The 18,826-nt window shown below is 59.8% G+C and carries 17 protein-coding genes; 5 read left to right on the top strand and 12 right to left on the bottom strand.

The window, feature by feature from the left end; all coding sequences use genetic code 11:
• Positions 1-66 precede the first annotated feature (66 nt).
• Positions 67-1,143, bottom strand: a complete 1,077-nt coding sequence (gene hppD / locus BLU48_RS10265; RefSeq protein ID WP_057023914.1) for a 4-hydroxyphenylpyruvate dioxygenase — start codon at positions 1,141-1,143, stop codon at positions 67-69.
• 245 nt (positions 1,144-1,388) lie between these two features.
• Positions 1,389-2,309 carry a DMT family transporter gene (locus BLU48_RS10260; RefSeq protein WP_057023915.1) on the bottom strand — a complete coding sequence of 307 codons (921 nt, stop codon included), beginning with the start codon at positions 2,307-2,309 and terminating at the stop codon, positions 1,389-1,391.
• 77 nt (positions 2,310-2,386) lie between these two features.
• Here BLU48_RS10260 and BLU48_RS10255 point away from each other — a divergent pair, with 77 nt between their 5' ends.
• Positions 2,387-3,274 (top strand): LysR family transcriptional regulator, encoded by an 888-nt coding sequence (locus tag BLU48_RS10255; protein WP_057023916.1) that lies wholly within the window; start codon positions 2,387-2,389, stop codon positions 3,272-3,274.
• Here BLU48_RS10255 and BLU48_RS31665 read toward each other — a convergent pair.
• The 5 genes from BLU48_RS31665 to BLU48_RS10230 are packed head-to-tail and all read right to left on the bottom strand — an operon-like array spanning position 3,265 to position 9,077.
• The gene (locus tag BLU48_RS31665) at positions 3,265-4,332 is read right to left on the bottom strand and encodes a fimbrial protein (RefSeq protein ID WP_124356131.1); all 1,068 of its coding nucleotides are present in this window, start codon (positions 4,330-4,332) and stop codon (positions 3,265-3,267) included. The two genes, BLU48_RS10255 and BLU48_RS31665, sit on opposite strands and share 10 nt — an antisense overlap.
• Positions 4,329-5,078, bottom strand: coding sequence for a fimbrial biogenesis chaperone (locus tag BLU48_RS10245; protein ID WP_057023917.1), 750 nt, complete (start codon positions 5,076-5,078; stop codon positions 4,329-4,331). Before BLU48_RS10245 ends, BLU48_RS31665 begins: the two co-directional genes overlap by 4 nt.
• Entirely contained in the window at positions 5,078-7,699 is a 2,622-nt protein-coding gene (locus BLU48_RS10240; protein ID WP_057023918.1) for a fimbria/pilus outer membrane usher protein, read from the bottom strand. Before BLU48_RS10240 ends, BLU48_RS10245 begins: the two co-directional genes overlap by 1 nt.
• A gap of 2 nt (positions 7,700-7,701) precedes the next feature.
• Positions 7,702-8,472 carry a fimbrial biogenesis chaperone gene (locus BLU48_RS10235; protein ID WP_057023919.1) on the bottom strand — a complete coding sequence of 257 codons (771 nt, stop codon included), beginning with the start codon at positions 8,470-8,472 and terminating at the stop codon, positions 7,702-7,704.
• Between the two features lie 44 nt (positions 8,473-8,516).
• Positions 8,517-9,077, bottom strand: coding sequence for a fimbrial protein (locus BLU48_RS10230; protein ID WP_057023920.1), 561 nt, complete (start codon positions 9,075-9,077; stop codon positions 8,517-8,519).
• Between the two features lie 296 nt (positions 9,078-9,373).
• Here BLU48_RS10230 and BLU48_RS10225 point away from each other — a divergent pair, with 296 nt between their 5' ends.
• The gene (locus tag BLU48_RS10225; RefSeq protein ID WP_057023921.1) at positions 9,374-10,915 is read left to right on the top strand and encodes an EAL domain-containing protein; all 1,542 of its coding nucleotides are present in this window, start codon (positions 9,374-9,376) and stop codon (positions 10,913-10,915) included.
• A 198-nt stretch (positions 10,916-11,113) separates the two neighbouring features.
• Positions 11,114-11,479 (top strand): histone-like nucleoid-structuring protein, MvaT/MvaU family, encoded by a 366-nt coding sequence (locus BLU48_RS10220; RefSeq protein WP_057012468.1) that lies wholly within the window; start codon positions 11,114-11,116, stop codon positions 11,477-11,479.
• A 113-nt stretch (positions 11,480-11,592) separates the two neighbouring features.
• On the opposite strand, the gene BLU48_RS10215 is transcribed toward BLU48_RS10220, so the two are convergent.
• Positions 11,593-12,129, bottom strand: coding sequence for a DUF4946 domain-containing protein (locus BLU48_RS10215; RefSeq protein ID WP_057024095.1), 537 nt, complete (start codon positions 12,127-12,129; stop codon positions 11,593-11,595).
• 176 nt (positions 12,130-12,305) lie between these two features.
• On the opposite strand from BLU48_RS10215, the gene gloA reads away from it, so the two are divergent.
• On the top strand, positions 12,306-12,827 hold the full coding sequence (gloA, locus tag BLU48_RS10210; protein WP_057023922.1) for a lactoylglutathione lyase: 522 nt from the start codon (positions 12,306-12,308) through the stop codon (positions 12,825-12,827).
• A 65-nt stretch (positions 12,828-12,892) separates the two neighbouring features.
• On the opposite strand, the gene ahpF is transcribed toward gloA, so the two are convergent.
• The 3 genes from ahpF to BLU48_RS10195 form a co-directional block, all read right to left on the bottom strand.
• On the bottom strand, positions 12,893-14,458 hold the full coding sequence (ahpF, locus tag BLU48_RS10205) for an alkyl hydroperoxide reductase subunit F (protein ID WP_057023923.1): 1,566 nt from the start codon (positions 14,456-14,458) through the stop codon (positions 12,893-12,895).
• 130 nt (positions 14,459-14,588) lie between these two features.
• Positions 14,589-15,152 carry an alkyl hydroperoxide reductase subunit C gene (ahpC, locus tag BLU48_RS10200; protein WP_003191303.1) on the bottom strand — a complete coding sequence of 188 codons (564 nt, stop codon included), beginning with the start codon at positions 15,150-15,152 and terminating at the stop codon, positions 14,589-14,591.
• Between the two features lie 133 nt (positions 15,153-15,285).
• Positions 15,286-16,218, bottom strand: coding sequence for a site-specific integrase (locus tag BLU48_RS10195; RefSeq protein ID WP_057023924.1), 933 nt, complete (start codon positions 16,216-16,218; stop codon positions 15,286-15,288).
• Between the two features lie 168 nt (positions 16,219-16,386).
• Between BLU48_RS10195 and BLU48_RS10190 the strand changes: the two genes are divergently transcribed.
• Entirely contained in the window at positions 16,387-17,394 is a 1,008-nt protein-coding gene (locus tag BLU48_RS10190; RefSeq protein ID WP_057023925.1) for a DNA-binding protein, read from the top strand.
• On the opposite strand, the gene gorA is transcribed toward BLU48_RS10190, so the two are convergent.
• Positions 17,395-18,753, bottom strand: a complete 1,359-nt coding sequence (gene gorA / locus BLU48_RS10185) for a glutathione-disulfide reductase (RefSeq protein ID WP_057023926.1) — start codon at positions 18,751-18,753, stop codon at positions 17,395-17,397.
• Positions 18,754-18,826 lie beyond the last annotated feature (73 nt).

The following is an 18,826-nucleotide window of genomic DNA, read 5'->3' as shown; positions in this document are numbered from 1 at the left end:
GTGAGCTCAAATGCTTAAGTGAACAGCATTACGGTATAAACCCGGGCTTTTTGCTTATCCAGTGGGTCAGTCGGCGGTCAATACACCACGACGTACTTGGTCACGCTCAATCGACTCGAAAAGCGCCTTGAAGTTGCCCTCGCCGAACCCATCGTCGCCTTTGCGCTGGATGAATTCAAAGAACACCGGCCCCATCAGGGTTTCCGAGAAAATCTGCAGCAGCAGGCGCTTGTCACCGGCGACCGACGAACCATCCAGCAAGATGCCACGCGATTGCAGTTGGTCGACCGGTTCACCGTGGTTGGGCAGGCGGCCTTCCAGCATTTCGTAGTAAGTATCCGGCGGCGCGGTCATGAAGCGCATACCGATCTTCTTCAGCGCGTCCCAGGTCTTGACCAGATCGTCGGTGAGGAATGCTACGTGCTGGATGCCCTCGCCGTTGAACTGCATCAGGAACTCTTCGATCTGCCCGGCACCCTTGGACGATTCTTCGTTCAACGGGATGCGGATCTTGCCGTCCGGCGCGCTCATGGCCTTGGAAGTCAGGCCGGTGTATTCGCCCTTGATGTCGAAATAACGCGCTTCACGGAAGTTGAACAGCTTCTCGTAGAAATTGGCCCAGTAGATCATGCGTCCGCGGTAGACGTTGTGGGTCAGGTGGTCGATAACCTTGAGACCGGCACCGACCGGGTTGCGGTCAACACCTTCGAGGTAGACGAAGTCGATATCGTAGATCGAGTTGCCCTCGCCAAAACGGTCGATCAGGTACAACGGCGAACCGCCGATACCCTTGATCGCCGGCAGGTTCAGCTCCATCGGGCCGGTTTCGATGTGAATCGGCTGGGCACCCAGTTCCAGGGCACGGTTGTAGGCCTGTTGCGAATCCTTGACGCGAAACGCCATGCCGCACACCGACGGGCCGTGTTCGGCCGCAAAATACGCCGCCAGGCTGCCCGGTTCGTTGTTGAGAATCAGGTTGATCTCGCCCTGGCGATACAGGTGCACGTCCTTGGAGCGGTGAGTCGCCACCTTGGTGAAGCCCATGATCTCGAAGATCGGCTCCAGGGTACCCGGGGTGGGCGAGGCGAATTCGATAAATTCAAAGCCCATCAGGCCCATTGGGTTTTCGTATTGGTCGGTCATGTTCGTGCCTCATCATTCTTGTGGGTAGCAATTGTCTATTTGCAAGCAAGGATGAGGTCCGAGGGTGGCGCGCAGGAAAGGCCTCGCACGCTGCGGGCGAGGAAGTCACCAAAGATGAGGGGAGAGCCAAGTAGCTTCATGGTGTCATCAGTCTCTGACGGCCGAGGCTTGCGTGAGCGCAAGTCCATATTCTTGTATGCGTAAATCGATTCTACACAGCGTAAACCAGTTTGTCCGTACTCTTATCAAATCCCTGTTGCCCTGCCCCGTGCAAGAGGTTTATTGCACAAGTAGATGCCCAACAGGATGACCGCGCCACCCGCCAGCATCGGCGCCGTCAAGGCTTCGTCCAGCAGCAATCCGCCACATATCACCGCCGTCAGCGGGTTGAGGGCGATGAACACACCGGAGCGGGTCGCGCCGATTCGCCGGATGCCGTCGTAATAACCAATATAGGCCAGGGCCGAACCCAGCACACCCAGGTACAGCAGGCTGTACCACTGCGCCAGCTGCAGCGCACTGAAACCTTGCAGCGTCAGCCGACCGGTGGCGAGGGTAGCAAGGGTCAACATCAGCGTACCCCAGAGCACCGACCAAGTGACGGTTTGCACCGGTCCCAATGTCTGGTTGAGTTCCCGGGACAGCAGCGAATAGGCGCCCCAGGCCATTACGCAGCCCAGGATCAACAGGTCACCGATCCAGGCGTTGCGCGCCCCCTGCATGAGGTTGGGATTGCGGCTCACGATCACCACTGCCGCCCCCAGCAGGCACAGCCCGATACCCAGCCACTTGACCCGGCCCAGGCGCTCCTTGAACAACAACCAGGACGCCAAGCCAATCACTGCCGGGTTCAATGCCACGATCAAGGACGCCCGCGACGCATTGATGTAGTGCAGGCCATAGAAAAAACACAGGTTGTAGAAAAAGATGCCGCATAGGCCCAGCAGTACCAGCCGCGCCATTTGCCCCGTAGTTGGGCGCGCCAGTGGGGTCCGCGCACAGGCCAGGAACAGCAGCAGCGCCAGGCTGGCCAGGATAAACCGCAGGCTGGCCGCGAACAGCGGGTCCACTTGATCGGCCAGAAAGCGCCCGGCGACGAAGGTCCCGCCCCAGATCATGGTGACAGCGGCCAGCTTCAGGTAAGTAAGGCCTTCGCGGGCATGCATAAGAAAGTGCTCAACGTGAGAAAGGATGGGATTATTCTTTTACTAATGATCAGTCATCGTAAAATAAGGCTTTACTCATGACCCTGACCCAGTTGGAAATCTTCTCCCTGGTCGCCGAACTCCGAGGTTTCACCAGTGCGGCGCATCGCCTGGGCATCAGCCAATCGGCGGTGTCCCATGCAATCAAGGCCCTGGAGCAGGAACTGGGGGTGGAGTTGTTTCGCCGGCACCAGACCCTGGTGGAACTGAGCGATATCGGCGAGCAGTTACTCGGGCGCGCACGGGGCATGCTGGGCCTGGCCAACACTTTGCAGCAGGAAGCCGCCGATGCCCGCGGGATGAAGCGCGGCACGCTGCGCATCGGCTCATTCGGCCCCACTGCTTCGAACCGTTTGCTACCGACCATTCTCAGCCACTTTCGCCGAGACTATCCGGGTATCGAAGTGCATGTAGACGAAGGGCCGGATCGGCAGGTCATCCAATGGCTGGATCAGCGCCGGGTGGATGTGGGTTTCGTGGTACTGGAGCAGGAACGCTTCGACACCGTGGCCCTGCTCGAAGACCAACTGGTGGCGCTGATACCGGTCGGCCATCCCTTGGCGGCAAGCATGGCGGTACCCCTGCACGCGTTGTGCGATGACCCGTTCATCCTAACCGAGGCAGGCTCCGCAGAGCTGGTCACGCGTTTGTTTGGTGAAGCGCAGTTGCAACCTAAAGTGCGTTATCGCTGCACCCAGCTACTCACTACCCTGGAGGCGGTCAGCCGTGGCGACGGTCTGAGTATCGTGGCCCAGGGCTCACTGCCGACCGATGCCGACCAGCGCTACGTTGCCCGCCCCTTGTCGCCGGGCGTACCGCGCCGCATAGGCCTGGCGGTGCTGGATCGCCGCCAGGCCTCTCCCGCAACCCTGGCGTTTATCGCACTGGCACAAACGCTGTACCCCGATCCCCGGGCTCAGCGGTAGCTCAGGGTGAACGAGGCCAGGCCGTTGGCGCTCCCAGGCTTGATGGTCGATGCGGTTTGAACGTAGCGGGCGGTCAAGGGAATCGTCAGGGTGCCGTTGCCCGTGCTTGCGACCTGCCATTGGTTGGGGTTGCCCACGCCGGAGGAATCGGGCCCATAGCTTACCAACCGGTCGCCACTGAGCAATTGCAGGGCGACGCCACGGGCGTCCGAGTTGCGGGTCAAGGACAACTGGTTACTGCGGTTGCCGGGTTCCGTCTGGTCAGTCACGGTGATCCATACATCCAGGATGCCGCCGGTGCCGCCGGCACAGTCCAGGGTGATGCTGCGACTGACGCTGCCGGCGCTGCTGCCGACTCCCTTGAAATCGCGGCTGGGCACCTGCCCCAGCGGCATGGCAAGCGACGGCGTGCTCACCCGACAAGTCGGCTTTTGCGGCGGCAATATCACGGTATCGGCAAAGTTGACCGAGGCTGCACCGGGGCTTTCGATATTGACATTGGTCAGCACATACCTGGCGACTGTGTTCCCAGGAATGGTGCCCGACGTGATCGGGCCCGTTGCCACCAGGTACACACGCCCTTGCAGGCCCCAGCCATTGGGTTTGTTGTGCTTGATGTCCAACAGCGTGACGCCGGTGTGGGTGATGACCTTCAAATACTGGGACGGATCCCCGGCCATCATGACGAACCCGACGCCAGGGTAGCTGGTCGCATAGACGGGCAACGTCAGACCATTGGCGTTGAACGTCATGCCGGTTGCCGGCGAATTGACCACGCTGAGGTTGGCCGACACCGGATGCGACAATGGCCAGTCAGTGTAGCGGCACTGCATGACAAAGCCATTGCTGGCGAAGTCATAGCCGCTTGGGTAGCCAATCGCCTCGCCCACCTGCAGGTTGTTAGGCAGGGTGATGGGCGGGAAGGATAGCGTCACCGGGGCTTGGGGGGTACAGACGCCTGCATTGAAATGCGCCTGTGCGTCCATCGCGAATGCGCCAATACTCAAGCACACGCCAATCTGTATAAGCCTGAACATAAATTGCCGGATACCGTTCATAGCGCCAAATCCTTAGTGCGACCCAAAGACACTGCGTGCGTACGCGTCATGCCATGGTCATCCAGGGTGGTAAATCGCAGCGCGGCCGTACCCTGCCCCCGCGGCGCCCGGCCCTTCAGCACGATGCGGGCAACCGAATGCGGCAACAGCATCGGCGGGGCCTCACTGGGGTACTCGACGCCATCCACGGTCAGCAACACGCTGGAAAGCGTCACATGAAAGGCACTGGGATTGCGCACCTGCAGGGCCGGGCCGTCGCCCGCCAGGCGCCACTGCAACGTATCCACCGCCTGCTGCGCTTGGCCTGGCAACGCATCGGGGCGCAGGAACAGTTTGATCCGTGTGCGAAAGGCAAATTGCAGCTGGTTGCCGGTGTCGACGGTCGGCCGGATCCCCAGCACATTCAGCCAGTACACCGACTCCTGGGGTGCGGCCATGGCCTTGTCTTGGGGCGCGTGATACATCACCCGCAATGCGCGGTGCTTGCCGGCATCCAGGCGCAGGATCGGCGGGGTCACCGTAAAGGGCACGTCACTCGACTCAGGCGCGACCTGCGGGTCGCCCGCATCGATCCACACCTGGACCAATCGCGGGCCGTCGGCCTCATTGTGCAGGTTGACCGTTACCCCTGGGGCGCTGGCCGTGTAAATGATGCGCGTGCGGTCAATGACGATTTCCCCATGGGCCAACACCGCCTGCACCGCCAGGGCCAGGCCAAGCATCGCGTTGAACAATCGATGAGTCATCAGCTGCGCTCCTCGTCCGCATCACCATGCTCGGCACATTGACTGACCAACTGGTCCGCGTTTTCCTGGCGTTGCTCGGGCCTGCGCGGCGGCAAACGGTAATGGATAAAGCACTGGTCACCCGCCCCTGCATTCCAGCGCACCGTCAACCGTCCCTGGTCGGCAACCCCGCGCACAAAAGCCTTGCCAGCCTGGCCGATCACGCCGATTTCGACGCCGCGCTCGTCAAACACCTGGGCGGCAAATGGCAACGGCTTGCCATCCATATGGGTGGCCTTGATCACCACGGCACGGCCACTGACGGTCTCGAACCTGACCAGTGAGACGGCCCCCAGCGTCGGCACCACGGCGTGACTCGATTCCTTAAGTTCCACATCCATGGGCATGCCCTCGGGATCGATATCTACTTCATTGCGCTGAAAAGCCCTGAGGGCTGGCAGCACCGCATAACCCTGCTTATCGATACGCGCCCCGCTGCTGCCGAGCCGGGCACCTTGTGCATCCGGCGCATACACCAGTGCCGAGGCTTCACCGAGGTTTTGCGCCAAGGTCACGCCCCCCTTGTGGGCTATCAGCCCGCCATCGGCACTCATGGATAGTTGTGAACTGTCGCGGGCCTGGGCATAGCCGGCCCGCAGGCTCGCGGCGCGGCTGCGATAGCCGGCGTAGGCATTGAAGCTGGAGCCTTGCTGGTGGCCCGTGCCACGGCTGCCGGTCAGCCCGTAGCTGGCTTCACCGGCGTCACCCAGCAAACCATTGACCCCCGCCTGATGCTGGCTGCCGCGTGAATCGCCAGCATCGTGCGACAGGCTGCTGCTCAGGGTCGGCGCATGCGTTCCTGCGCCCAATGGCATGGACAGTGTCAGCACCAGGTGATTATCCACGCGCCCGGCCTGCGCCGACCGGCCAAAAAAGATTTCGTCGCTGCGCTCGTGATCGTTCAATTGATGGGTTTCACTGACACGTGAGCGCTGCGCCGAGAGGTTCCAGTTAAGTGACTTCCAATTAGCCGCATAACTGAGGGTGAAGGATGTCTGGCGCCCTTGGCGGCCCGCCCAGTAGTCGATGGAGCTGCCATACAGGCTCAGCGAGCCTGCGCCCAACTGCTGGCTGATTGTCAGGTCGAGGCGGCTTTTCTGCCTGGCGTAACTGTTGATACTCCCGCCTTGGCGGGCCAGTTCCCGCACATTGAGCGCATCAGGCAGGTTCAGGTACCCGGCCGTGGAGAAACGATAGGCGCCCAGCGCAAAGTGCGTCCCCGAGAACGGCAGGTTCTTGTTATAGGCCAGGCCCCAGCTTTGCCCACCGACTACCCCCAGCCCCTGAACCTGGGTGCGCGAGTGGGTGCTGTCGAGGGAGAACGCGCCAATCGGAGTACTCATCGCCAGGCCGGCCTTGGCCTGGCCGTAGCCTTGGGAAAGCGTACTGCCACCATAGGCGCTCAGACGATCGCCCAGGCCATGCTGCAGCGTACCCTGCAAGATCAGCGGGCTGGCGTCGCTGACGCCGTATTGCTGCAACTGCCCCAAGGTCATGCTGTAGTGGCTGGCACCGTCACGCAGCAGGTAAGGCGCCACGGAGTAAGGCACCACGAAGCTGCTGCGCCGGCCGTCGACCTCGGTGACACTGACATGCAGGTCGCCACCGTACCCGGTGGGGTACAGGTCATCGATGACAAACGGCCCCGGGGCCACTGTGGTTTCGTAAAGGGTGTAGCCGTTCTGGCGCACTGTCACCGTTGCATTGCTGTCGGCAATGCCCCGCACCTGAGGCGCATAGCCTTGTTGCGACTGGGCAAGCATGCGGTCATCGGTGGCCAGGGTGATGCCGCGTACACGCACACCGTCGAGGATCTGGCCACTGCTGAAGCTGTCACCGACGGTCAGTTGTGAACGCCAGGCGGCAAGGGACCGTTGCAGGTAGGTGGCGGTGTGTTGATAAGGCGCCAGGCCGCCACCGGATGCCCATGCCTGCCCACCCTGATGGCGTAGCCGCCAGTCGCCCAGGTTGAGACCGCCGTTGAGACCCAGGTAGCCACGATCCTCACCAGCGCCCGCTGTCACCGTCGCAGCACTGAAGTTGTAGTTGAGCAGCGCGGCGTCAATGCCATTGTCCCACTCAGACGGGTCAATGTAGCCGCGCGCGGAACGGTTGATATAGATCTGGGGGATGCTGACATCCAGGGTCAGGGTCTCGATATCGACGCGGCTGCTGGCCATGGGTATCCACTCGGCAAAATCCCGGCAGGCATGCTCGGTGTTATCCGCCAGCGCCTGCACAGAAACCCCCAGTTGGCCAAGCTCGGCAGCGTTCAGGCAAGGCTGGGCGTCGTCCTGCCCGGCAAGGGGGGCGAAGGTGATCTCGCGGCGTCCCATCGATTGCCCGTTGAGCATCACATCCACGCGGTAGACACTTGGCGCCAACACGTTGCTGGTATTGAAGCGTGAGATATCAGCCGAAGAGGACAGGCCGCTGGCGAACGCCTCGATGTCAAACAACAGTGGCGCGGCCTCTGCCGACATCAATAAGGTACTGAGCAGGCCCAGCCATAGCAGTAACCTGGGGTTGGCAAACAGCCAGGCAGTGAAGCGGTGAACGGGTACTTGCAATAAGGCATACATGATCAGAACTTCAGTGGAGCACGCTGCGGCACGGAGAATGCGCCGTAATCATTGATGTATTTGAAATGCACCTGGGCGTCCGCAGGTATTGCTCGTGCGACATCCCTGACGGGCAGCTTCAGGCTGCCGCCGGGGGGCACCATGCCCTCTCCCGCCGGTAACAGGCGAGCACCCGGGCCTGAGCCCATGGCCAAGGCAACCTCATTGAAGGTCACGTGATAAGCCGATGGGTTGTGCACTTCCAGTAGCGGTCCCTGGGCGCTCCGGTGCAGGGTCCAGCGTAATTGGGTGGGCGCCTCGTCCGCGGAGCCCGGCAATCGGGCCGGGCGGAAAAACACTTTGGTGCGGATACGAAAAGCGAACTGCAGGTGGTTCGAAGGGGCCTCTTGCGAGCTGCCCGGTGCCACGTTGACCTTGGGCGGTATCTCCAAAGCGTTGAGCCAGAACAACGATTCGCGGTCATCCGGCAGTGGGTCCTGGGTATAGACCAGTCGCACCACCTGGCTTTTGCCCGCGTCCATGCGAAACACAGGCGGCGACAGGCTGAACGGCACGTCGCTGTCGGAAGGGTCTTGCGCCGGGTCGCCCTGGTCCAGCCAAACTTGGACCAGGCGGGGCGCCCGCTGATCGTCATTTGTCAGGCGCAGCGTGATTTCTCGACGCTGCTGCGGATAGATGTGCCGCGTGCCGTCGATCACTACGCCGGCGTGAGCGACGGATAGCAACCCGACACTGATCAGCAGGGGGTTCAATAGCAATGTTCGGGCAAGCATTTGTCTGTCCTTGCCTGGCGCACGGCCAGGCAACTGGGCCTCGATCAGGGGAACGTCACCGAATACAGCACTTGGGTGCTGACCGGCCCTGGCGTAGCGGTGCCCGTGGCGATGTATTGGGCGGCAAAGGGCAGCGACACCTGGCCGCTTTCCGGGACTTTCGCGGGGCTGGAGTTCTGGCCCAGGCGCAAATCCATGGGCTGGTGGGTGACGCCATCCACGAGTTGCACCTCAACGAAGGTGGCAGGCGTCGGCTTGGCGGGTGCCTGGTTGACCAGGTTACCGGTCGCCGGGTTGATCGCGGGGCTGCTGCTCTCATACATCACGGCGACGGTTGTATCCTTGGGGCAGGAACCGACATGAATGTAATAGGGTTTCGCCCCGGCAGTCTGGCCTGGCGCCTTGAGCGCGCTGGCCTGGACCTTGTTGAGTGGCACCGAAAAGTCCGGGCTGGTGCCGGGCGCAGAGCCCGTGCCGCCGCTGATGCTGCAGGTGGTGCCGGTGATTTCACCAGTCAAGGTGATCTTGCCGTCTGCGGCAACAGCAGGCAGAGCGGCAACGCCGGTGGCCGCCAGAAATACAACGGCCAATGCGATAGTTTTCATTACAGATACTTCCTAGTGAATGTCAGTGAAAGTGTTGCAAGCCATGACTCATCAATCGAAGGGCGAGACGCGACCGTCCCGCCAAAATTGGGCTGAGTGGCTGTGAAAGAGGCTGTAGGGGTTAAGTGCTACTGAGTCTCTTACGTTTTGCAACGAAGTTTATGTTGCCAAGTTGAAGTGCCCGCCACAACTGACCGAACGGCTAGGTCAGTAGGTGTTAAACAAGTGAGCAGCCCCGTGCAATGCCATCTATCATCGGCAGAGACCACTCTTTTTTTCACGATTGATTGCCCCCTATGCCCCTGACCGCCAAAGGTCCACGAAGCCGAGCCGCCCGCTATTTCATCAGCACACTGTGCGGGTTGCTGCCCATTCTGTTGGGGGTGGTAATTCTTTACTGGCAAGCCGAACGCACGCTTGAGCAAAGCACGGCCCAAACCGCTCAAGAGGCGGTGCGCCAGTTCGACCTGATGCTCGACAATACCGCCCTCGCCGCCCAGGCTTTGTTGCCTTTGGCGGGTAAGCCATGTGACAGCGAGGCGCAACTGGCGCTGCGCGAACAGGTCACGCGCCGCCCGTTTGTACGCGCCACCACCCTGTCCTGGCAGAAAAACATTTATTGCAGTTCGCTGTTCGGCGGCAACCATCAGTCGCCGGTCGACCCGGATGACTACGTCAATGGCCGGTTATGGCTGATGAACGGCAACCCCGTCACGCCGGATACCGCACTGTTGGTCTACCGCCTCGTGGAAGGCGACCAGGGCGCGTTCGCCTCGATTGACAGCTACCATCTCACCAACGCCTTGCGCTTGATCAGCCGTTACGCCGATCTGGTCTTGCAAGTCGGCCCCCATTGGCTGGATGCCGAGGGCAAGGTGCATGACAGCGCGGTGCCGGTATTTGCCGTGGCCCATCATTATCTGGCGTCCAAGCGTTATGACTACAGCGTCGAGGCGGGTATGCCGGAGGGAGAAACCTGGCGTTATATGCAGGCCCGTTACCCGGCGCTCTTCAGCCTGGTGGTGTTCTTCGGCGTACTGGCCGGCATCCTCGCGCATTGGTTGCAAAAACGCTCGTCCGCTCCCACCCAGGAGTTGCAGCGTGCGTTGAGTGCCAACGAATTCATCCCGTATTTCCAGCCAGTGGTACGCGGAGACACGCGTCAATGGGCAGGCTGTGAAGTGCTGATGCGCTGGAAACATCCAAAAGAGGGCCTGGTGCGGCCGGACCTGTTTATTCCCCTGGCCGAAGACTCGGGCCTGATCGTGCCGATGACCCGCGCCCTGCTGCGCCAGACCGCTGCGCAACTGGCGCCCCACGCTGCGCGTTTCAGCCCCGGCTTCCATATTGGCGTGAACATCACCGCACGCCATTGCCAGGACCTGGCGCTGGTGGAGGACTGTCGGGAGTTCCTGGCCGCCTTCCCCCCTGGCCAGGTAAGCCTGGTGCTGGAGTTGACCGAACGCGAGCTGATCGAGCCCACCGATATCACCCGCCAATTGTTCGATGCCCTGCACCAATTGGGTGTACTGATCGCCATCGATGACTTTGGAACAGGCCACTCCAGCCTGGCTTACTTGCGCAACTTCAACGTCGATTACTTGAAGATTGACCAAAGCTTTGTCGCCATGATCGGTGCGGATGCGCTGTCGGGGCATATCCTGGACAGCATCATAGAACTGTCCGGCAAGCTGGACCTTGGCATTGTTGCCGAGGGCGTGGAAACAGCACAACAGTGTGAATACCTGGTTGCCCAAGGTGTGGATTTCTTACAAGGTTATCTATTCGGCCGGCCGTTACCCTGTGATGAGTTCATTAACTCGTTGGGCAATCATTGAATAGCCCTGCGCCACCTTCGATGAAAGATTGTTATTTTGACGGCAGACATGATTTACTCGAGATGGATTAACTACTACAATTTTTCCTACCTGTGCAGAACTCGCAGAGGGGTCTTTTTCGTTGAGTTACCTTAACGTTCCTGGCTTATAGCTTTGTCTGCCGTTGATATCAGCAACTACACTATTGGAGTACAGATTTTGTCCAGACTCGCCGAATTTCGCGCAGCAGAAAAAGCCCTTCAAGAGCAGCTTGCGCAGCTGGAATCCTTGAAGAACGATGCAGGCCTGAAGAAAGAAATCGAATTCGAAGAAAAGCTCAAGAAGCTGATGGACAGCTACGGCAAAAGCCTGCGCGACGTCATCGCCATTCTTGACCCAACCCCACGCAAAGCCGGCGCAGCCGTTGCCGCGGCACCAAAGCAGCGGCGTGCGCGGGTCGTCAAGGTTTACCACAACCCGCATACCGGCGAGCTGATCGAGACCAAGGGCGGCAACCACCGCGGTCTTAAAGCCTGGAAAGAAGAGTACGGCGCCGCCACTGTAGATTCCTGGCTTCGCGGCTGATCAACAGGCACTAAACACAGAGCCCCGCCTAAGCGGGGCTCTTGTGCTTTATAGGTTCGAAAACGAACTTTTCCAACCGCTCACTTTGTTCAGATTCGCTCAACTTGGCCGAGTCATAATTTCAGGCTATTACGCACCGAACTCACTTCATCCTTGCTTGCCTCATAGGCTTGCACCTGGCCTGCATATGAAAAGACATAGGCTTTATCGACATCCACTGCACCGACTAATGTCTGTGACAGAACGTGCCGGCCATTCTCGGTAATCACACAAGTAGTTTCGAGCGCTTCAAGACGACTCAATGTGCTGGGGTGCATCTTGCTGCACACGCTTTGATAACCGCTTCGAGCAAAATCCTTCTGGATGGATTTGCGCATTTCCAGCAATACGCCTGGAAGATTAACTTTATGTCCGACTTCAATCGGTGTACCGGTCAACTCCATAACCATCAGGGTCGCGCCATTTTCATCATTCTTGATCGCACGCTGGCGCGACACCGCTTGGGGCTTGGCGGGTGTTTCGCCGTCAGGCACGACTTCCTCGACCTGCCAACCACTGGGCCAGTGAATCTCCGGGTCGGCGGCCAATACCAACGAACTGGACAGCAACCCACACACAGCGCTCAACAGCAATCTACGAAACTCGATCATTGCAAAAAACACCCAAGGCTCAAGCAGCAAAGTTTGCGGCCCAGCCGGTGCGGGTCGCAAGGGCTACGTGCGCTTTTTCATTTGGCGCAGCGGGCAGGCCTTGCGTATCATGGTCCGGCTGCACGGAGGCTGCCGCAAGCCAAGGGACCGCTTTGCCCCATTTTTCTGGAGGGCCCATGAGCCTGCACGATCTGAATAATTTCCCGGGCGTCACCGCCCAGCCTGATACCGCTACGACGAACTTCGTGTTTAACCACACCATGCTGCGGGTCAAGAACATCACCCAGTCACTGGATTTCTACACCCGTGTCCTGGGGTTTTCACTGGTTGAAAAACGCGACTTCCCGGAAGCCGAGTTCAGCCTGTACTTCCTGGCCCTGGTGGACAAGGCCCAGATCCCGGCCGACGCCGCAGAGCGCACCCAGTGGATGAAGTCGATCCCGGGCATCCTGGAACTGACCCACAACCATGGCACTGAAAACGACGCCGACTTCGCTTACCACAACGGCAATACTGACCCGCGTGGCTTTGGCCATATCTGCATCTCGGTGCCGGATATTGTCGCGGCATGCGAGCGTTTTGAAGCACTGGGCTGCGACTTTCAGAAGCGCTTGACGGATGGCCGCATGAAGAGTCTCGCCTTCATCAAGGACCCGGATGGCTACTGGGTCGAGATTATCCAGCCAGCGCCGATGTAATCCTCGCACGACAGAAAACAAAAAGCCCCACGAGCAATCATGGGGCTTTTTTTTCAAGGGCTCGGTTATGCCGGAGCCGACGTACGAATCAAGTGATCAAAGGCGCTCAACGAAGCCTTGGCCCCCTCACCCACTGCGATCACAATCTGCTTGTAAGGCACAGTAGTGACGTCACCGGCGGCAAACACGCCTGGCAATGAGGTCTCGCCACGGGCATCGACGATGATCTCGCCGCGCGGAGTCAGCTCTACAGTGCCCTTGAGCCAATCGGTGTTGGGCAGCAAGCCGATCTGAACAAAAATACCTTCCAGGTCGAGGGTCTTGAACTCGCCGCTGTCGCGATCCTTGTAGGCAAGGCCGGTGACTTTCTGGCCGTCGCCCTTGACTTCACTGGTCAGCGCGCTGGTAATCACATCCACGTTCGGCAGGCTATAGAGCTTGCGTTGCAATACCGCATCAGCGCGCAACTTGCTGTCGAACTCGAGCAGCGTGACATGGCTGACGATCCCGGCCAGGTCAATGGCAGCCTCAACGCCAGAGTTACCGCCGCCGATCACCGCCACGCGCTTGCCCTTAAACAATGGGCCGTCGCAGTGCGGGCAGAAGCAAACGCCCTTGGCCTTGTATTCCTGCTCGCCCGGAACGCCCATCTCTCTCCAGCGGGCGCCAGTGGCCAGGATCACAGTCTTGGACTTGAGAGTCGCGCCGCTTTCGAAGCGAATTTCGTGCAACTCACCAGGATTTTTCGCCGGAACCAAGCTACTGGCACGTTGCAGATTCATGATGTCCACGTCGTACTGGCGCACATGCGCTTCCAACGCACTGGCCAGCTTCGGCCCTTCGGTTTCCTGTACCGAGATAAAGTTCTCGATCGACATGGTGTCCAGTACCTGGCCACCAAAGCGCTCGGCGGCAACACCGGTACGAATGCCCTTGCGCGCTGCATAGATGGCTGCCGAAGAACCGGCCGGGCCACCGCCGACGACGAGTACGTCAAAGGCGTCTTTTGCACTGATCTTTTGCGCGGCTTTTTCGATGCCGCTGGTGTCGAGCTTGGCAAGGATTTCTTCCAGGCCCATACGGCCCTGGCCGAAGTTGACCCCGTTCAAGTAGACACTCGGCACCGCCATGATCTGGCGCTCGTCGACCTCGGCCTGGAACAGCGCACCGTCGATGGCGACGTGGCGGATGTTCGGGTTCAGCACGGCCATCAGGTTCAAGGCCTGTACCACGTCCGGGCAGTTCTGGCACGACAGCGAGAAGTAAGTCTCGAAGCTGAACTCGCCTTTGAGGGCACGAATCTGTTCAATCACCTCGACACTGGCCTTCGACGGGTGGCCACCGACTTGCAACAGGGCCAGCACCAACGAAGTGAATTCATGGCCCATGGGGATGCCGGCGAAGCGCAGGCTGATATCGGCACCCGGGCGGTTGATGGAGAACGATGGCCTGCGGGCATCATCGCCATCGGTTTTCAGGGTAATCAGCGTGGTGAGGCTGATGACGTCCTGTAAAAGAGCAAGCATTTCCTGGGATTTCGCGCCGTCGTCGAGGGAGGCGACGATCTCGATCGGCTGGGTGACCCGTTCCAGGTATGACTTCAACTGAGCTTTAAGATTGGCGTCCAACATACGGGCGATTTCCTATTGATTCGGTTTATTGCAGACAAAAAAACGCCCGAGCGAATCTCGCCCGGGCGTTTTGAGGGCGGATGCAGCTTACTTAAGTGCGGATTCCCGCCCTTGATACGTCTTCACAGACTTAGATCTTGCCGACCAGGTCCAGGGACGGAGCCAGGGTGGCTTCGCCTTCTTTCCACTTGGCTGGGCAAACTTCGCCTGGGTGGGCAGCGACGTATTGAGCAGCCTTGATCTTGCGCAGCAGCTCGGAAGCGTCACGGCCAACACCGCCGTCGTTCAGTTCAACGATCTTGATCTGACCTTCTGGGTTGATCACGAAAGTACCGCGGTCTGCCAGGCCGGCTTCTTCGATCAGTACGTCGAAGTTGCGCGAGATGGTCAGGGTTGGGTCGCCGATCATGGTGTACTGGATCTTGCCGATGGCTGGCGAAGTGTTGTGCCAGGCAGCGTGGGCGAAGTGGGTGTCGGTGGACACGCTGTAGATCTCGACGCCCAGTTTCTGGAATTCGGCGTAATTGTCAGCCAGGTCTTCCAGTTCGGTTGGGCAAACGAAGGTGAAGTCGGCTGGGTAGAAGAACACCACCGACCACTTGCCTTTCAGGTCAGCGTCGGTCACATCGACGAAGCTGCCGTTTTTGAAAGCGGTGGCTTTAAACGGTTTTACTTGGCTGTTGATGATAGGCATCGTTGACTCTCCGTCAGGGGTTAGTAAGTTGATGAAGTGAATCCTACCGGCTCTCTCGGTCGATGGCTCATTGGCAAACCTGATGTTGACGATTGGCTTTCTCTATCAGGTAACAGTATTAATAGAAGAAATCTCACAACAGCGGTTGGGTGGCCAGGGCCATACCAAGAAATGGCGTCGCTTCAACATAGCGCATGGCAGATTTCATGTCGCTCCAACCGACGTAACTCATCAGTGACTTCAAATCCCAGCCACTGCGATGCGCCCAGGTAGCGAAGCCTCGGCGCAGGGAATGACTGGTGTATTGCTCAGCCGGAATGCCTGCGCGCTCAAGGGCCTGGCGCAATAAGGGGATCACACTGTTGGGGTGCAAGCCCTCCGCGCCCAGGTTGCCCCAGCGGTCAATACCGCGAAAGACCGGGCCGCGCACGAGGGCCGAGACGCTGAGCCACTCGCTGTAGGCCTGCACCGGGCACAGGCGCAGCAGCGCTGGGGTCTGGTAAGTCTTGCCGAGATTGTCCCGGTCGCCTTTGCTGCGTGGCAGGTAGAGGCTGATGCCGGCGCCGGGCACTGCCTGGACATGCTCGATACTCAAACGACACAGCTCATCACTGCGAAAGCCGCGCCAGAAGCCGAGCAGGATCAGCGCGGTGTCGCGCTTGGCGCGTAGCAATCGAGGGTTGTCCTGATCCGCAGCGGCCTGCCTGGCATCACTTTCGAGGGACGCTACGACCTGCTCCAAGTGCTTGAGCTGCAAAGGCTCGGCCTGTCTTTCTCGCGCCGGGTGCACCGCACGGATCCCCTTTAGCACCTTGCGCACCACGGGCGCCTTGGTTGGGTCGGCGAAGCCTTGGCTGACATGCCATTGCGCCAAGGCCGAGAGCCGCAGCTTAAGAGTATTTACCGCCAACACGCCGGCGTGCGCCACGAGGTAACGCGCCACGCTGTCACTCGTGGCAGGCAGGAACCCACCCCACGTCACTTCGAAATGCTCGATGGCAGCCCGGTAGCTGCGGCGCGTGTTGTCGCGGGTAGCGGCGTTTAGGTATCGATCCAGGTCGCTCATCGGCGTCTTTCGTACTGTTGGCGGGTGGGTTGGCAAGGAAAATCGCTATGACACGGGATAATACGCCAATATCCCGTCTGTTAAATCATGAATTTCAACGAATTTTTAGACATGCTATAGTACGTATATACATAATACGTACTACATCATCAAATCGACGGAGACCCCATGGCTCGTGGCGGCATAAACAAAGCAGTAGTCCAGACGGCACGCCTGGCAATCCTTGCCCGAGGCGAAAACCCCAGCATCGATGCCGTACGTATCGAGATGGGCAATACGGGCTCGAAGACCACCATTCATCGCTATTTGAAGGAGCTGGACGAGAGCGAGACCCGCCAGGCGATCACCCAAGCGCCGATCGACGACGAGCTGGGCGAACTGGTCGCACGCCTGGCCCAACGCCTGAAAGAGAAGGCCCAGGAGCCGATTGACCTGGCCCTGGCGCAATTCGAACAACAGAAAGCCGCCCTGCTCGCCCAGGTTGAAACCTTGGAAGAGGCGCACGCCCAGCTCAAGCAGCAATTGGATATCCAGGCCGCGGCCCTGACGGAAGAAAGCGCCGCCCTGCAAACCGCCAGCACCAGCCTGCAGGCCGAACAGACCCGCAACGCCGGGCTGAGCCAGGCGTGCAGCGATTACGAGCTGAGGATCAGCGACAAGGACGAGCAGATTCGCTCACTGGAAGAAAAGCATCTGCATGCCCGGGATGCGCTTGAGCATTACCGCAATGCAATCAAGGAACAGCGTGAACAGGAGCAGCGCCGCCATGAAGGCCAGTTGCAACAGATCCAGGCCGAGCTGCGCCAGGCCCAGCAAAGCGCACTGGTGCGCCAGGATGAAATCACCCAGCTGCATCGGGACAATGAACGTCTGCTGATTGAGCAGCGTGTGACGGTCAAGGAACTCAATGCGCTGCAAGAGCAGGTGCGCAAGGATCAAGCCACGCAACTCAAACTGAACGAGCAGCTCAGCCGGACCGACAGCGAGCGCACCCTGCTCCAGGAACGCTTGCGTGTTGCCATGCAGGACAGTCAGTCGCGCCAGGAGGCGCTGCTTGAGCACCAACGGCACAACAAGGCGCTGGAACTGGACCTGATCAAGGCCCAGGCGAGTATCGACGCACTGCGCCTGGCGGCCGCCGTTGCGACGGCGCCAGAGGCAACGGAGCCAACCTGATCAGTCGGCCACAGGCGTGCGCATGGTGACGAATTCTTCCGCCGCCGTAGGGTGCACGCCGATAGTTTCGTCGAAATGCTGCTTGGTCGCGCCCGCCTTGAGCGCGATCGCCAGGCCTTGCACGATCTCACCAGCATCCGGGCCAACCATGTGGCAACCCAGCACTTTGTCGGTGTCGGCGTCGACTACCAGCTTCATCAGGGTCTTTTCCTGACAGTCCGTGAGGGTCAGCTTCATCGGCCGGAACCGGCTTTCGAAAATCTGCACCTTGTGACCTTTGGCACGCGCATCCTCTTCGCTCAGGCCTACGGTGCCGATAGTTGGCTGGCTGAACACCGCTGTCGCGATATTGGCGTAATCCACCGAACGGTATTGCTCGGGCTTGAACAAGCGCCGCGCCACGGCCATGCCTTCGGCCAGTGCCACGGGCGTCAGCTGCACACGACCAATGACATCGCCAATGGCCAGGATCGACGGCTCGGCAGTCTGGTACAGCTCATCCACGGCGACAAAACCACGCTCATCCAACTTGACCCCGGTATTTTCCAGGCCCAGGTTGTCCAGCATCGGGCGGCGACCGGTGGCATAGAACACGCAATCGGCCTCCAGCACACGCCCATCCTTAAGAGTGGCCTTGAGGCTGCCATCGGCTTGCTTGTCGATGCGCTCGATGTCGGTATTGAATTGCAGGTCCAGGCCGCGCTTGGTCAGCTCTTCCTGCAAGTGCTTGCGCACCGAGCCATCAAAGCCGCGCAGGAACAGGTCGCCGCGGTACAGCAATGACGTCTGCGCGCCCAAGCCGTGGAAAATGCCGGCGAACTCAACCGCAATGTAACCACCGCCCACCACCAGCACACGCTTAGGCAGCTCTTTGAGGAAGAACGCCTCATTGGAACCAATGGCGTGTTCGCGCCCTGGAATCTCCGGGATCTGCGGCCAGCCACCGGTGGCGACCAGGATATGCTTGGCGGTAAACCGCTCGCCATTGATCTCCACTTGATGGGCATCAACCAGGCGTGCATGCCCTTCATGCAGGGTTACACCGCTGTTGACCAGCAGGTTGCGATAAATACCGTTGAGGCGATTGATTTCGCGATCCTTGTTGGCGATCAGGGTCGCCCAATCAAAGTTCGCCTCACCCAACGACCAGCCGAAACCGCTGGCCTGTTCGAAGTCTTCGGCGAAGTGCGCGCCGTATACCAACAGCTTTTTCGGCACGCAGCCGACATTCACGCAGGTGCCACCCAGGTAGCGGCTTTCCGCCACGGCCACCTTGGCGCCAAAGCCCGCGGCAAAGCGCGCTGCGCGAACACCACCGGAACCGGCGCCAATTACATACAGGTCAAAATCGTAGGCCATTTCATTCTCCTCGGCAGAACGCCAGCATACCGACTTACATGGGGCTGAAAAACGAAAAAGCCACCCGAAGGTG

This window comes from Pseudomonas synxantha (assembly GCF_900105675.1).
Classification (GTDB): Bacteria; Pseudomonadota; Gammaproteobacteria; order Pseudomonadales; family Pseudomonadaceae; genus Aquipseudomonas; species Aquipseudomonas synxantha.
This window is presented reverse-complemented; position numbering and strand designations above follow the sequence as displayed.

What these genes read in the sequence shown, in the direction of transcription:
- hppD (WP_057023914.1), bottom strand. Translation starts at nt 1,143, where the DNA reads ATGACCGACCAATACGAAAACCCAATGGGCCTGATGGGCTTTGAATTT.
- BLU48_RS10260 (WP_057023915.1), bottom strand. Translation starts at nt 2,309, where the DNA reads ATGCATGCCCGCGAAGGCCTTACTTACCTGAAGCTGGCCGCTGTCACC.
- BLU48_RS10255 (WP_057023916.1), top strand. Translation starts at nt 2,387, where the DNA reads ATGACCCTGACCCAGTTGGAAATCTTCTCCCTGGTCGCCGAACTCCGA.
- BLU48_RS31665 (WP_124356131.1), bottom strand. Translation starts at nt 4,332, where the DNA reads ATGAACGGTATCCGGCAATTTATGTTCAGGCTTATACAGATTGGCGTG.
- BLU48_RS10245 (WP_057023917.1), bottom strand. Translation starts at nt 5,078, where the DNA reads ATGACTCATCGATTGTTCAACGCGATGCTTGGCCTGGCCCTGGCGGTG.
- BLU48_RS10240 (WP_057023918.1), bottom strand. Translation starts at nt 7,699, where the DNA reads ATGTATGCCTTATTGCAAGTACCCGTTCACCGCTTCACTGCCTGGCTG.
- BLU48_RS10235 (WP_057023919.1), bottom strand. Translation starts at nt 8,472, where the DNA reads ATGCTTGCCCGAACATTGCTATTGAACCCCCTGCTGATCAGTGTCGGG.
- BLU48_RS10230 (WP_057023920.1), bottom strand. Translation starts at nt 9,077, where the DNA reads ATGAAAACTATCGCATTGGCCGTTGTATTTCTGGCGGCCACCGGCGTT.
- BLU48_RS10225 (WP_057023921.1), top strand. Translation starts at nt 9,374, where the DNA reads ATGCCCCTGACCGCCAAAGGTCCACGAAGCCGAGCCGCCCGCTATTTC.
- BLU48_RS10215 (WP_057024095.1), bottom strand. Translation starts at nt 12,129, where the DNA reads ATGATCGAGTTTCGTAGATTGCTGTTGAGCGCTGTGTGTGGGTTGCTG.
- gloA (WP_057023922.1), top strand. Translation starts at nt 12,306, where the DNA reads ATGAGCCTGCACGATCTGAATAATTTCCCGGGCGTCACCGCCCAGCCT.
- ahpF (WP_057023923.1), bottom strand. Translation starts at nt 14,458, where the DNA reads ATGTTGGACGCCAATCTTAAAGCTCAGTTGAAGTCATACCTGGAACGG.
- ahpC (WP_003191303.1), bottom strand. Translation starts at nt 15,152, where the DNA reads ATGCCTATCATCAACAGCCAAGTAAAACCGTTTAAAGCCACCGCTTTC.
- BLU48_RS10195 (WP_057023924.1), bottom strand. Translation starts at nt 16,218, where the DNA reads ATGAGCGACCTGGATCGATACCTAAACGCCGCTACCCGCGACAACACG.
- BLU48_RS10190 (WP_057023925.1), top strand. Translation starts at nt 16,387, where the DNA reads ATGGCTCGTGGCGGCATAAACAAAGCAGTAGTCCAGACGGCACGCCTG.
- gorA (WP_057023926.1), bottom strand. Translation starts at nt 18,753, where the DNA reads ATGGCCTACGATTTTGACCTGTATGTAATTGGCGCCGGTTCCGGTGGT.